This window comes from Streptomyces sp. HUAS MG91, assembly GCF_040529335.1.
Lineage (GTDB): Bacteria > Actinomycetota > Actinomycetes > Streptomycetales > Streptomycetaceae > Streptomyces > Streptomyces tabacisoli.
This window is the reverse complement of sequence record NZ_CP159534.1, coordinates 4,474,331-4,487,867: the sequence shown is the minus strand read 5'-3', so window position 1 is coordinate 4,487,867 and position 13,537 is coordinate 4,474,331. Positions and strand designations below refer to the sequence as shown.

Genomic DNA, 13,537 nt, shown 5'->3' with positions numbered 1-13,537 from the left:
CATCGTGACTCTCCACTGCGAAGGGGTCGATGCGCGAGGATCGTAGGCACATCTTCTTTTTCCCTCCGGGCAGCCCGCGCACGCCGGGGCGAAAATAACTCTTTCGCCTCACGGGCCGGAAAAGGCGTTGGGCCGCCGGAATGCGGCGGCCCAACGGGAAATGCACGGTGCGTCAGTTGTTGCCGGCGCCGTTGCCGGAAAGAACCGGGATGTCGTCCAGGACGTGCGACAGCGGCTCGTCGCCCTTGGCCTGGGTCGAGTTCTCCGTGCACTGCTGGTTCTGCGGCGCCGACAGGACCGGGATGTCCTGGAGCGACACCGGCACGACACCGATGAGCGAACCGGCGTTGACCTTGGCCGGCAGGCCGACACAGGGCTTGTTCAGCGAGCCCTGGATGAGCGCCATCTGCGGGCTCATGTTGCCGTACGTGGCGGAGTTGCCGTACGCCTGCTCGGCGCCGTTGCCGCTGAGCGAGGTGGTGCCGCCGTCGTTGCCGATCGCCATCGCGGGCGCAGCCACGGCCGCCGAGACACCGACGACGGAGGCGGCGACCGCTGCGGCAGCCATAGCCTTCTTCATCATGAGAGGTTCCCCTTCATTTGCGTTCTGGGAGCACCGTGAACAACTCCGTTTCTTCGGATCGGTTGTCCACGTTCACCCGGACGGGGCCTCGGTCCGGAGCAGAAGAAATGACTATCCGACCCGTCGCCGACCCCGGGCAGGGCGGAGCGCTCCACGGGCAAACGAGTGAACCTGGAGAACTATTCGCACCCCCTGGAGTTGATTCCTTCGCAGCAAACCGGTGCCTGTCAGAAAAGGAACACATCAATGCTCAAGAAGGCTATGGCTGCCGCAGCGGTCGCCGTTTCCGTCGTCGGCGTCTCCGCGGCCGCGGCCCCGTCGGCCCTCGCCCTCGGTGACGACGGCGGCACCACCTCGCTCAGCGGCAACGACGCGAAGCAGGCCTTCGGCAACTCCATGACCGAGGGTGACATGAGCCCGCAGCTCGGCCTGGTCCAGGGGTCGCTGAACAAGCCGTGCATCGGCCTGCCGGTCAAGGCCAACGCCGGCTCGCTGATCGGTGTCGTGCCGATCGCCGCCCAGGACATCCCGATCCTGTCGGCCCCGCAGAACCAGCAGTGCACGGAGAACTCGACGCAGGCCAAGGGCGACGAGCCGCTGTCGCACATCCTGAGCGACATCCCGGTCCTCTCCGGCAACGGCGTCGCGAACGGCTGACCGGCCGCCGCACGCAGAGCTCGGGCCGCCCGCTTCCTCGGATCGCGGGCGGTCCGAGCTTTTTTGTGCCCGAATGGCCGCACGGTTTCATCAATTAAGCGGGCACACAGTTTCCTCGCCCGCGGTTGCCTCGTTTTCCTTCCCGAGGGCCGGACGAGAAAGTGATCCCCTTTCGAACTGGCACCTCATTCATATTTCTCGGAAATAAGGAGAGAGACATGTCTCTGAAGAAGAGCGCCACCGTCGTCGCCGGCGTCATCATGGCCCTCGGCATGGCCGCCCCCGCGTTCGCCGACGCCGGCGCCGAGGGTGCGGCCGTGGGCTCCCCGGGCGTCCTGTCCGGCAACGTCGTGCAGGTCCCGGTCCACGTGCCGGTCAACGTCTGCGGCAACAGCGTCAACGTCATCGCGCTGCTGAACCCGGCCTTCGGCAACACCTGCGCCAACGTCTGAAATACCCCGGCGCTCAGCCACCGGCCGACCCTGGACACCCTCGGGTTCCAGGGTCGGCCGCGCTTTCGAGCACTTTCGAGCACGACGCCCCAGCAGGAAGGGAAACGCTTTGAGGCAGGCACTGAAGATCGGTGTCATGGCCGCCGCGGCAGCGACGGGCATGCTCTCCATGCCCGGCGCCGCCGCGGCCCTGACCGGTGACGAGGGGGACGCGGGCGCGTCCGCGTCGGCGGCCGACGCCCCGTCGCACGAGGCGCAGGGTTACGGCGACACGCCCCGGTCCGAGACCACCGCGCACTCCCCGGGTCTGCTGTCGGGGAACTCGGTGCAGGCGCCCGTGGACATCGGCCTGAACCTCTGCGGGAACACCGCCGACGTGGTCGGCGCGCTCAACCCGTCGACGGGCAACGCGTGCGCGGGCTCCGGTGACGCGTCGGCCGCCCCGGCACCCGTCGAGGAGCACCTGCCGCCCGCGCCGCACCTGCCCCCGGGCACCCCGGCCACGCCCACGACTCCCACCCCGGCCACGCCGCCCACGACTCCCAGCACCCCCGCGCAGCCGCCCACCGACCGGGCCGTGCCCCCCGCGCCGCAGACCGTCGTGCCGGGTCCAGGACGTGACGTGCTGTCACCGGCGGCGGCACCGGCCGAGGTACGGGTGCCCGAGGCGCGCGAACGGCTCGCCGACACCGGGGCCGACCCGAACCTGCTGGCCGCCGCGGCCACCAGCGCCGGGCTGCTCGTCGGGGGCGGCATCCTGTACCGCAGGTCGAGCGCCCCGAGGCGCTGAGTGCCGCGAGGGGCGCGTGTCGGGTCGGGAAGAACTCCGCGAAGCTCTTCCCGACCCTCAGAGGAAGCCGCGGAAGAAGGCTGCCTTCCCACGGCGTGACGCCGACGGCTGGGAGGAAGGCAGCGACGCGGCGCTTCTCATGACGGCGACCAGTGGATCACCGCCGGTTCCCCCCTGAAGAACCGGTTCACCCGTTCGCACGCGGCGTCACCCCAACGGGCCACCGGCCCCCGGCCGCCCGACGTCGGCCACCGCCGCCACGGCGACCGCCTCCGGCGCGTGCCGCCTGCCCCCGGGAACCACCGGGCCGCCCCGCACCGGCTGCCGCCCGAGATGCCGCTCGACCCCGTCGACCAGCGCGGGCGCGGTGTAGGACGCCCCGTGGACGAACCGCATCGCGGGACCGAAGTCGGCGGCCGTGACCAGACCGGCGAGGAAGAGCCCGGGATAGGCGGACGCGAAGCCCCGGCCCACCCGAGGCGGGCCCTCGGGGTGCGGCGCGAGCAGGTTCCGCAGCCGTGGGGCGAGGACCGTCATCCGGGCGCAGCTCGCCTCGAATCCGGTGGCCGCGATGACGTGATCGGTCGTGAACTCCTCCGCGTCCGCCCCCGGCCCCGCGGTGCGCACCCGCACCCGCCCGGACGCGAGCCGGGCCTCCACGACCGTGCGCCCGAGCCGGATGTCGATGCCGGCCGCCGCCACCCGGTCCCTGATCCACCAGGCGCCCGCGGGGCCCAGCGCGGTCTCCGAGATGCCGGCCCGGGTGCGGTCGGGCAGTCGGCGGAAGACACCCGGCCGCTCCGCGTAGAACCAGTTGCGCCAGCCGCAGCCGAGGCCGCTGTGCGGTGCGCGCAGCCGTTTCCACCAGGGGCGCTCCCAGGGCGGCGGGACGCTGTTCCAGGCCAGTGCGGGGGCGCGGGCGACGAGCCGTACCCGGGTCGACTGCTCGGCGAGCAGCGCCGCGGTCTCCAGGGCCGCCTGCCCGCCGCCGACCACGGTGACGTCGCCCCCGGCGAAGCGGTCCAGGTCGCTGTGGCCGCTGCTGTGCGTGACGTGATCCTCCGTCAGCCCGCGCAGGGCTTCGGGGAGGTTCAGGTACGGCAGCACTCCGGTGGCCAGCGCGACGGCCCTGGCGCGCAGGGGTTCGCCGTCCTCGGTCTCCAGCGTGAAGCCCTCGGGCGCCGCGTCGATCCGCCTGATCATCCGCTCGTCCCGGTGTGTCACCGCCTGGCGCGCGAACCACAGCCCGTACTCCGCGAACGTCTCCACGGGGATGGGGTGTCCGTGCCGGGCGGTCGTGCCGAGGCCGGCGCAGTACTGCTCCAGGCGGAAGGCCGCGCCGGGCGCGGAGAGGTTGGACGCCCACGGCTCCGACTTGAGGAACATGCCGCGGGGCATGGCGTACCGCCACGACTCCATCGGCTTGCCGAAGACCGCGGTGCGCAGCCCTCTGGCCTCGGCGTGCGCGGCGATGGACAAGCCGTACGGGCCCGCCCCCACGATCAGCAGGTCGTACATCAGCAGCTCGCCTTTCGTTCGGCCTCGGTGGTGCGTGCGGCGACAGGAGGTTCGGTGCGGTGGTCGGGGAGGGCCGCGGACGGTGGCGCGGACCGGCGCAGCAGACGGCGCGCCGCGTGCCGGGACCACTCGGCGGCCATGTGCCGCGCGGGGGCCGGGTCGTCCGCGGCGTGCCAGGCCAGTTCGCGCAGCGGGGAGCTGCGCTGGGCGGGCAGCGCGGCGGACACCAGGGCCCGGAGCGCGGACAGCGGCGCGTAGTTCTCCACGACGAAGGTGCGCCCCGGCAGGGCGTGTCCGGCGGGCAGCCGCTGGTGCGTCAGGTCGAGGTACTGGGCCCGTACGACGTCCAGGCCGGCGCCGTCCGCGAACAGCCGGAACTGCGCCCCAGGCCGGGGGTTGAAGTCCAGCAGGCAGTACCGGCCGGTCTCCGGGTCGACGCGGAAGTCGATGTCGAAGATGCCCCGGTAGCGCAGCCCGGCGATCAGACGCTCGACCATGGACTGGAGTTCGGCGACCGGGGCCCAGCGGCCCACGGCGGTCAGGCCGGCGCCGCGCGGCCACGCCTGGTGCTTGCTGCCCGCGCCGCCCCCGTGCAGCCGGCCGCGCCCGTCGACGTACCCGTGGCAGAACCAGTCACCGCCGCCGGGTGCCAGACGCTTCTGGAGCAGCAGCGCGCTGCCGGTGCCCAGGCCCCTGCGGTACAGGCTCCTGGCCTCGTGCGGGGTGCTGATCAGGCAGGTGCTGCGCAGCCCGGCGTCCGGGGGCAGCAGCCACGGGCGGCTCCACTTGGCCACGACGGGCGCGCCGAGGTCGCCGACCGCGGCGGCCGCCTCCGACTCGTCGCGCGGCTCCACGGTAGCCGGGTGGGCGATGCCCGCTTCGCGGCACAGCTCGGGCAGCAGCGCCTTGTCGGCGACGCGTTCGGCCAGGTGCCCCGGCTGGTCCGGCAGGAGGAACGTCCCGGACAGCTCCTCGCCCAGCCGGCTCACGGCGACGGCCCCGGCGTCGTCCATCGGGATCAGCACCGCCGGGCGGACGATCCGGGCCGCGGTCCGCCGCAGGGCTCCGGCGATCTCGCTCAGCGGGGCCCCCGGCGGCGGTGGCGGATGCATCTGGCTGACGAAGCGCGAGCGGGCGACCGGGCTGCGGTCCGCCTCGGCCGCCACGTGGACCTCGACGCCGCAGCGCCCAAGGGACCGCACCGCTCCCAGGGTTCCGTGGTGGAAGGGGTTGGGGTCGATCCTCAGCAGCACCACCGGGACACAGGGGTCGAGCATGTGTCGATTCCTTTCCGCGGACTAACCCGCGAGGGTGACGAAGAGCGGCCATCGGACGGTCCACGATTGGCGCATTGGGCATATATATGACTGATTGTCAGAAATGGAGCGATCGCGCACGAGGAGCAAGGCATGGCCGCAGAACGCCGTTGGACGAAGAACAGACGACTTCCGCTGATCACCGCGGGGGTCCTGGTCTCGCTGATGGTCGCGTCAGGATCCGTGACCACGGAATCGGCGGACGCCAGTCCGCGCCCCGACCCGACCCCGACCACCGGAACGAACCCCGTCCCGTGGTGGCCGTCCGGCTCGGACGAGCCGAGCCCCACGGCCCCGGACCCGGCCGGCGCGAGCGAACAGCCCGCGCCGGAGCCGAGCGTGTCAGGCAGTCAGGACCCGGTGCCGTCCGCCACGCCGACCGGCCCCCCGACCGGCACACCGACCACGTCCGCGTCGCCCAGCGAGGAGCCCGGCAAGGGCACGCCCAAGTTCCCCGCGTTCGGCGCCTACCTGGACTACGGGCCCCGGGGCGTGACCCGGATGGCTCAGCTGTCGCAGTGGCTCGGCGGAGCCGATCTGCGGGTCGGGCACACCTATCTGCCCGGCGACCGGTGGAGCAACATCGAGGGCGACCAGTCGTTCCTGGAGAGCTGGGCCGAGTGGCGCAAGGAGCGCGACGACCGGCTCTTCGTCCTCAACGTGCCGATGCTGGAGCGCAACGAGGAGGGCGTCCCGGACGCCGAGGTGCGCAAGCTGCTCGAACAGGGCGCGCGGGGCGACTTCGACCAGCACTACCGCGCCCTGGCCGAGCACCTGGTCGACCTGGACGTGCCGGACACCGTGGTGGTGCTCGGCTGGGAGATGAACGGCACCACGTACACCCACCGGTGCGGTCCCGATCCCGAGTCCTGGAAGACGTACTGGAAACGGATCGTGACGGTGATGCGGTCGGTGCCGGGACAGAAGTTCCGCTTCGACTTCACGCCCAGCCGGGGCCGGGACGCCGTGCCGTGGACCGAGTGCTACCCCGGTGACGACGTCGTCGACATCGTCGGCATGGACTCGTACGACCAGCCGGAGAACAAGTCCTTCGACGAGCAGGTGTCCGAGCCGTACGGGCTCCAGGCCCAGGTCGACTTCGCGGCGGAGCACAAGAAGCCGATCTCGTACCCGGAGTGGGGTCTGTTCCGCAACGGCGACAACGCCGAGTACATGCGGCGCATGCTCGCCTGGATGGACGAGCACAAGCCGCTCTACAACACGCTGACGGACTACTGCCCGCACGGCGTGTGGCAGTGCGACAAGAACCCGAAGGCGTCGGCGGTCTACCGGGCGGCGCTGAGCGGCCGCGACAAGCCGGACACGCCCGTCAACCCGACCGAGCCCACCAACCCGACGCAGCCCCCGCAGTGTTCGCCGGTCGACCTCGGCGACTGGATCGAGCACTGGCTCGGCGGCAAGCTGTGCCTGCGGTTCGACTGGTTCCAGCGCCGCTCCTGAGCCGCCGGAACCACTGAGCGCGGTGGCGGCCGGTCCTCTACGTCGAGGGCCGGTCGCCACCGCGCTCCTTCCATGCCCGCCGCGCGGCTCTGGCCAGCGACCGGGCGCGCACATCGGCGAGCAGCGCCGCGAGCTGCGGTGCCGAACCGGCGCGGGCCAGCAGCAGCCGCTGGTTGACCAGCCGCTCGGGCCGCCAGTGGAGCTTGTAGGGCTCGGTGCCGCGCAGCAGGCTCAGCACCCCGGCCGGGGAGCCGTCCTGGAGGTGCTGGGCGCAACTGCGCAGCAGCATCGTGGCGACGTCGATCTTCCGCTCCCGCAGCTCCGGGTGCGCGCCGTAGAGATAGCCGCCCGCGAGCCGCGGCGAGACGAAGGTCAGGTCGGCGGCGACGACGGTGCCGTCCAGGGTGAACTCCGTGACAACGGCGTCACCGGTCTCGGCCATCAGCGTGGCCGACCGGCTCAGGTGCTCGGCGAACCGCGGCTTGACGTGCTCCGTCGTCACCTTGCGCTCCTGCCACTGCAATTGGTGCAGTTCGAGCAGGCGTCGTACGGAGGCGCCGACCTCGGCCGGGGGCACCACCCGGCGCTCGATGCCGGTGGCGTCCAGCTTGCGCATCTTGGCGCGGGCCCGCTGCGCGCGCGGCCGGGGCAGCCGCTGCACCAGGTCGTCCATGGGCAGCGCGGGCAGTTCCAGGCACGCCGAGTCGTCGAGCCGGCGCCGCGGCCCGCGCCACCGGTCGTGCAGGGCCTCGACCGTGGAGCCGGGCCGCACCTCGCGGAAGTCGATGACGGAGGTCCTGGCCAGCCGCCACAGTCCGGCGCCGAGCGCGTCGAGCACGGCGTCGGCCGGGCCGGGCGGGTCGGCGTCGACCAGGACGTCGCTGAAGTCGGAGATGTCGGTGCCGAGCGGGGTCAGCGTCGGGAACGGGCGCAGCCGCCGCATGAGGGGCGCGGCCGCCACGAGCCGCCCGTCCTGGCGTACGAGGACGACGCGCAGCCGGCCCGCGCTGCCGTAGGACAGCCACCACGAGTGGAGCCAGGCGTGGCTCTGGAACGGGGTCGCGGTCGCGCAGGCGCGGTGCAGCCGGTTCCACTCCTCGCGCAGCGCCCCGAACCCGGCGGTGTCCGCGCACACCGAGACGACGGGGGCCGCCGCGCCGCTCGGCATCAGGCGCCGCCCCGCACCGCGTCGGCGACCGCGGGCGCGGGCACCGTGGCGGTGGCCGGTGCCGCGGTCCTGCGCGGCCTGGCCAGCAGCGCGAGCCCGCCGAGCAGGCCGCCCGCGCTGGCGCCGACGAGGGTGGTCAGCGCGGCGGACGGCGAGGACGGATCGGTCGGCTTGACGGCCCGGGTGAAGCGCAGCAGCTCCACGTGGGTGTCGTCCTTGGTGTGGCCGGCGTTGACGGTGAGCGCGCGGGCGACCGCGTTGGCCATCTCCATCGCCTGCGCGGGCCGGGCCGAGGACGCCGAGATGGCGACCATGGGCGCGTCCGGGGAGGTCTCCGCCCGCACGTTCGACTGGAGCGTGCTGATGGGCACGCCCGCCGCGACCTGGGCGTCGCTGAGCACCGCGACCTGGGTGGCGACCCGGCTGTACGCCTGGGCGAAGCCGAGCGCGGACATCGAGTCGGACTCCCCGGTCGGCACGGCGATCACATAGCTGGTCGCCGTGTACTGCGGGGTGCTGACCGCGCCGTACACCCCGCCGGCCAGCGCGCCGGCCACGAGGCCCACGGGCAGCGGCCACCACCGGGGCAGCCTCCTGGTGCGGGCGGCGGCGCGGGCGAGCGGGGCGCGCGGGGCACTCCTGTCCTGGGCCTGGGCGGTTTCGGTCATCACGTACTCACTCCTGACGTCGGGGCGCCCGCGGCCGTCACGTACACGTCGTGGTGCAGTGCGGCGCTCCGGGCGATGCTGTAGTGGAGAGCGGCCCGCGACGGCTGTCTGACGCCGCCCGGCTCCTCGCGGACTCTTCGGATCTCACGGACGAACGAGGCGGTGTCACCCGGGACACGGACGGCGCGGGCCTCGGTACCCGGCGGCAGGTCGTCGATCGCGGGGCAGGTCGCATAGAGCACCGGCAGCCCGCTGGCCTGCGCCTCCACCACGGCCAGGCCGAACGCCTCGTCGGCGGAGGGCGAGGCCAGCAGGTCCATCGCGGACAGCAGCGCGGGCAGGTCGAGCGCGCCGGTGCGCTCCGGCGACAGGTGCGGGCGCTCCCCGGCGAGGACGAGGCGGCCGAGGACCCCGGCGCGCCCGGCCGCCGCCCGCAGGGCCTCCTCCCGCGGGCCGGTGCCGACCAGCAGCAGGCGGACGTCGTCGGGCAGTTCGCGCAGCGCCTCGACCAGGACGTCGAACCGCTTGCCCTCGACAAGCCGTCCCACCCCGCCCACGACGAAGGCGTCGGCGGGCAGCCCGAGGGCGTCCCGGGCGGCGACGCGCGCCTCGGGGTCGTGGGCGAACCGGTCCACGTCCACGCCGTTGGGGACGATCGCCACCCGGTCCCGGGCCACGCCCCACGCGGCAAGCCGTTCGGCCACCGCGGGCGACACGGCGATGGTCGTGCGGCCCAGCCGCTCCCCCGTCCGGTACAGGGCGCGCACCGAGCGGGTCAGCGGGCGGCCCTCGATCTGGGTGTCGCCGAGCGAGTGCTCGGTGGCGACGACCGCCCGCACCCCGGCCAGCCGGGCCGCGATCCGGCCGTACAGACAGGCCCGGTAGAGATGGGTGTGGACAAGGTCGTAGCGTCCGGCGCGGATCAGCCGCACCAGGCGGGGCAGCGCGCGGCCGTCGCGGTTCCCGGCCATGCCGAGGTGGACGACGCGCACCCCGTCGCGGCGCAGCCCCTCGGCGACCTGGCCCGGATTGGTCAGCGTCACGACGTCGTGGGTGCCCGGCACGTGCCGCAGCAGCAGCCGCAGTTGCTGCTCGGCGCCGCCCGCGCCCAGACCGGTGATGACGTGCAGCACCTTCACCGCGCGCACTCCCCGACCTGCCAGGGACGCCGCAGCACCCGGTGGGCCCGGCGCTTGAGTTCGAGCCGCCACGGGGTGTCCCGCTGCCCCACGTAGACGCGCGGCATGGCGTGCACGCTGGTCAGCGGGCCCGGGGAGATGGCGCAGCCGTAGCGGTACCCGGCCCGGCGGACCGCCTCGACCGTCGCGGAGTCCACATACCCGTACGGGTAGCAGAAGCCGAGGACCTCGCCGCCGGTGATCTCCTCGATCTGCGCCTTGCTGCGCTGGACCTCGGCCCGGCGCTGGTCCTCGTCGGCGTGGGTGAGGTCGACGTGCATCAGGCCGTGGGAGCCGATCTCCATGCCGGCCGCGGCGGCCTTCCTGATGCCCTGCGGGGTCAGCAGCGGTTTGCGCGGGCCCTCGCTGTCCCAGGCGTTCTCGCCGCCGAGCCGGCCCGCGAGGACGAAGACGGTGGCGGAGCACTCGTAGTGCCGCAGCAGCGGCAGCGCGTTCTCGACGAAGTCGCCGTACCCGTCGTCGAAGGTGAGGCCGACCAGGCCGCGCCCGGCGCCCCGGCCGCGCGCCCGCAGGAGTTCGGCGACGCTGACGCCGCGCAGCCCGCGCGAGCGCAGCCAGCGCAGCTGCTGCTGGAGCCGGTCGGGGGTGACGGTGACGTTGTACGGGTCGTCGGCGCAGTCGTCCACCGAGTGGTACATCGCCACCCAGGGGGAGCGGCCGGGCAGCAGTTCTCTCGATCTGAGTCCCGGGGTTTCCTTCAGGGCTGTTTCAGCGGACATGGCGGAGCTTTCTGGTCGCGAAGCGGACGGCGGGTACGAACGCCTGGACGTTCAGGGCCCACAGGAGGAGGCCGAAGACGGTCGCGACGGCCAGGCACCCGACGGCGAGGGATCCCAGCGGCTGCCCGACCCGCGCCGCGCACACCAGGCCGGCGGCCGTGGCGGCCACGGCGGCGAACAGCGTCTTGCCGAGTTCGAGGAGCACCTTGGGCAGCCGGACGGGGACGCTGCGCCGGTCCATCGCCGTCAGCAGCAGGACGGCGGTGAAGGTGATGCCGAGGGCGTTGGCCGCGGCGATCCCGGCCACTCCCCAGGTGCCGACGGTCAGGGTGCCCACCCCGGCCGTGAGCGTCATCCCGAACGCCATCGAGACCACCGGGTACCAGGTGGGCCGGCCCGCGGAGAAGTAGGAGCGGACGAGCGCGCCGACGAGGCAGTGCCCGAGGAGACCCAGCGAGTAGATGCGCATGATGGACGCGGTGGCGGCGGTGTCCTCGGCGGTGAACGCGCCCCGCTGGAAAAGCAGTTGGATGATCTGCGGCGCGCACGCGAACACCACGGCGGCGCCGGACAGCACGATGCAGGCGGCGAGCGCGATGTCGCGCTCGACCCGGTCGCGGGCCCGCTCGGTGTCGCCGCGCGCCAGCGCCTTCGCCACCACCGGGAAGGTGACCGTGCACAGCATCAGGGACAGCACCATTGGCAACTGCGCCACCTTCTGGGCGTAGTTGAGGTGCGAGATGGCGCCCGACGGCAGGGACGAGGCGAGGAAGCGCTCGATGAAGACCTGCGACTGACGGCACAGCGCGAACAGCAGCACGGTGGAGATCAGCATCATGTTCAGCGACTGCTTCTGCGCCGGTCCGCCGTCGCCGGACGCCCCCTGGAGGACCTGCGTCCCGGGCTCGGCGCGGGTCAGCCGGCGGCGCAGCACCGGCGCCTGCACCAGCACCATCAGGCAGCCGCCCACCGCGACCCCGGCCGCCGCGGCGCGCACGCCCCAGCGGTCGGCGAGCAGCAGCAGGGTGGCGATGATGCCGGTGTTGTACGCGACGTAGATGGCGGCCGGGGCGAGATAGCTGCTGTGGGCGCGCAGCGCGGCGCTGCAGTACCCGGTGAGCCCGAAGGTCAGCATGCAGGTCGCGGTCAGCCGGGTGCAGTCGACGGCCAGTTGCGGATCGGGCAGGCCCGGCGCGAGGAGCTCCACCAGCTGGGGCGCTCCGGCGATCAGGGCAAGGCCGGAGGCGAGGAAGGCGAGGGTCAGCCGGGGCAGCGAGGCGGCCACCAGGGCCCGCACCGGGTCCTGCCCGTGCGCGGCGCGGCTGCCGCGCAGGGCGATCGCCGCGCTGAAGGCGGGCACCAGCATGAAGGCCAGGCCGTCCTCGATGAGGAGGGTCGCGGCCACCTCGGGCACGGTCCACGCCACCAGGAAGGCGTCCGTCTCGCTGCCCGCTCCGAAGAGATGGGCCAGTGTCTGGTCGCGCACGAGGCCGAGCAGCGATCCGGCGGCGGAGAGCACGGCGGTCAGGAGCGCGGCCCTGGCCAGGAAGGTGCTCGACGAGCCGTGGGTGTCGCGGCCCGGGTCGGGCGGGGCCGGGGCCGTCGGCTGGGCCGGGACCGCGCGCGGGCGTACGGTCTCGTCGCCGCCGGCGGGAAGGGTCGGTTTCATCGCCGGGCCGCCGCCTCGCGGGAGGCACCGTCGGCGGCGGGCGCCAGCGCCCACCACGCGGCCAGGCCGAACACCACGGAGGTGAGCACCGTGGAGGGCCCGCCGATGTCCGCGTACACGAAGTCGATCAGCTGCCAGACGAGCAGCCCGCAGGCGATCAGCGCGCAGTCGAGCCCGCCCGCCCGGCGCCGGTGCGCCGTCACCAGCCGCCGCACCCCGCACACCAGCATCGCGGCCCACGCCCCGACGATGGCGCACAGGCTGAGCAGCCCCTGCTCGCTGAGGACCAGCAGGTACATGTTGTGCGGCGAGAGCAGCGGCTGGCGGCGGAAGGAGGCGCCGGCGCCGGCCACGTCGCTGCCCGCGGACAGCGCGAGGGAGGCGTGGCTGTCGCGGTAGGCGGGGAAGTTCTTCAGCCCCACACCGGTGGCCGGGTGCTCCTCCCACATGTCGATCGCCGCGGCCCACATGGTGTACCGGTCCGTCACGGACTGGTCCGGCGCCGCGGTGACCTGCGTGATGCTGCTGAGGCGCTCCTCCAGCATCGAGGTGCCCACGCCGAGACCGCCGACGAGGACGACCGCCGCCGCGACCCCGATCGCCAGCAGGCGGACGGCGCGGCGCAGTCCGGCGCAGACGATCTGCGCCACGCAGACGACGGCCGTCGCGATCCAGGCGCCCCGGCTGAAGGAGAGCGCGAGCGGCACCACGAGCCCGGCGGCGCAGGCCAGCGCGGTGAGCCGCACCCGGGCCGTGGCGCCGCCGAGCGCCAGGGCGACCGCGCACACGAGCCCGTACGCGACGACCGTGGACATGCCCATCACGTCGGTGGCGCCGAAGGTGCCGACGGCCCGGATGTCCTCGCCCGCGTAGCTGGCGCCGGTCCCGGTCAGGTACTGGTAGACGCCGAGCGCGCCCTGCCACAGCCCGAGCGCCACCAGGCCCCAGGCGACGAGCCGGAAGTCGTCCCGGTCGCGTACGAGGATCAGCACGGCGGCCGGGACGAGCACCAGGATCTGGTAGTAACGCGCCATCCCCACCAGGGCGTTGGAGACCGAGTCGGCGCCGAGCGCGGCCACCGCGACGGCGACCACGGGCAGCCCGAGCACGACGAGGGCGGTGCGGGTCAGCGGGCGCTGCCGGTGCCGCACGGCACGGACCGCGCAGAAGATCACGACGAGCCCGGAGACGGCGTCGGCGAGGGTGCCGGTGCCTCCGCTGCCCTCCTGTTCCGCGCCCGCCCCGAGAGGCAGCGCGAGCATCGCGATGAGCAGCAGGACCGGGAGCACCGGCCCGTATCGGCGCAGCGTCCTGCCGATCGGGTGGACGGGCGCTCC

The 13,537-nt window shown here is 73.5% G+C and carries 13 protein-coding genes; 4 read left to right on the top strand and 9 right to left on the bottom strand.

All coding sequences use genetic code 11. The features are described from left to right. Positions 1-172 precede the first annotated feature (172 nt). Positions 173-583 carry a rodlin gene (locus tag ABII15_RS20410; RefSeq protein ID WP_353943762.1) on the bottom strand — a complete coding sequence of 137 codons (411 nt, stop codon included), beginning with the start codon at positions 581-583 and terminating at the stop codon, positions 173-175. A 246-nt stretch (positions 584-829) separates the two neighbouring features. Between ABII15_RS20410 and ABII15_RS20405 the strand changes: the two genes are divergently transcribed. From ABII15_RS20405 to ABII15_RS20395, 3 genes are all read left to right on the top strand, one after another. Continuing rightward, positions 830-1,240 carry a rodlin gene (locus tag ABII15_RS20405; RefSeq protein WP_353943761.1) on the top strand — a complete coding sequence of 137 codons (411 nt, stop codon included), beginning with the start codon at positions 830-832 and terminating at the stop codon, positions 1,238-1,240. Positions 1,241-1,464: 224 nt separating this feature from the next. Next, on the top strand, positions 1,465-1,692 hold the full coding sequence (chpD, locus tag ABII15_RS20400) for a chaplin ChpD (protein ID WP_353947123.1): 228 nt from the start codon (positions 1,465-1,467) through the stop codon (positions 1,690-1,692). 109 nt (positions 1,693-1,801) lie between these two features. Next, positions 1,802-2,482: a chaplin gene (locus ABII15_RS20395; protein ID WP_353943760.1), complete on the top strand. Its 681-nt coding sequence runs from the start codon at positions 1,802-1,804 to the stop codon at positions 2,480-2,482. A gap of 207 nt (positions 2,483-2,689) precedes the next feature. Here ABII15_RS20395 and ABII15_RS20390 read toward each other — a convergent pair whose 3' ends face one another. Continuing rightward, the gene (locus ABII15_RS20390) at positions 2,690-4,000 is read right to left on the bottom strand and encodes an FAD-dependent oxidoreductase (protein ID WP_353943759.1); all 1,311 of its coding nucleotides are present in this window, start codon (positions 3,998-4,000) and stop codon (positions 2,690-2,692) included. Then, entirely contained in the window at positions 4,000-5,277 is a 1,278-nt protein-coding gene (locus ABII15_RS20385) for an ATP-grasp domain-containing protein (RefSeq protein WP_353943758.1), read from the bottom strand. Before ABII15_RS20385 ends, ABII15_RS20390 begins: the two co-directional genes overlap by 1 nt. 132 nt (positions 5,278-5,409) lie before the next feature. Here ABII15_RS20385 and ABII15_RS20380 point away from each other — a divergent pair, with 132 nt between their 5' ends. After that, positions 5,410-6,777 carry a glycosyl hydrolase gene (locus ABII15_RS20380; protein ID WP_353943757.1) on the top strand — a complete coding sequence of 456 codons (1,368 nt, stop codon included), beginning with the start codon at positions 5,410-5,412 and terminating at the stop codon, positions 6,775-6,777. Positions 6,778-6,814: 37 nt separating this feature from the next. On the opposite strand, the gene ABII15_RS20375 is transcribed toward ABII15_RS20380, so the two are convergent. The 6 genes from ABII15_RS20375 to ABII15_RS20350 are packed head-to-tail and all read right to left on the bottom strand — an operon-like array spanning position 6,815 to position 13,462. Continuing rightward, the gene (locus ABII15_RS20375) at positions 6,815-7,945 is read right to left on the bottom strand and encodes a GNAT family N-acetyltransferase (protein ID WP_353943756.1); all 1,131 of its coding nucleotides are present in this window, start codon (positions 7,943-7,945) and stop codon (positions 6,815-6,817) included. Further along, the gene (locus ABII15_RS20370; RefSeq protein ID WP_353943755.1) at positions 7,945-8,613 is read right to left on the bottom strand and encodes a lipopolysaccharide biosynthesis protein; all 669 of its coding nucleotides are present in this window, start codon (positions 8,611-8,613) and stop codon (positions 7,945-7,947) included. The genes ABII15_RS20375 and ABII15_RS20370 overlap by 1 nt, the downstream gene beginning before the upstream one ends. Further along, positions 8,613-9,752: a glycosyltransferase gene (locus ABII15_RS20365; protein WP_353943754.1), complete on the bottom strand. Its 1,140-nt coding sequence runs from the start codon at positions 9,750-9,752 to the stop codon at positions 8,613-8,615. Before ABII15_RS20365 ends, ABII15_RS20370 begins: the two co-directional genes overlap by 1 nt. Then, the gene (locus ABII15_RS20360; RefSeq protein ID WP_353943753.1) at positions 9,749-10,531 is read right to left on the bottom strand and encodes a polysaccharide deacetylase family protein; all 783 of its coding nucleotides are present in this window, start codon (positions 10,529-10,531) and stop codon (positions 9,749-9,751) included. The genes ABII15_RS20365 and ABII15_RS20360 overlap by 4 nt, the downstream gene beginning before the upstream one ends. Further along, positions 10,521-12,200 (bottom strand): lipid II flippase MurJ, encoded by a 1,680-nt coding sequence (locus ABII15_RS20355; RefSeq protein WP_353943752.1) that lies wholly within the window; start codon positions 12,198-12,200, stop codon positions 10,521-10,523. The genes ABII15_RS20360 and ABII15_RS20355 overlap by 11 nt, the downstream gene beginning before the upstream one ends. After that, on the bottom strand, positions 12,197-13,462 hold the full coding sequence (locus ABII15_RS20350; RefSeq protein ID WP_353947122.1) for an O-antigen ligase family protein: 1,266 nt from the start codon (positions 13,460-13,462) through the stop codon (positions 12,197-12,199). The genes ABII15_RS20355 and ABII15_RS20350 overlap by 4 nt, the downstream gene beginning before the upstream one ends. Positions 13,463-13,537 lie beyond the last annotated feature (75 nt).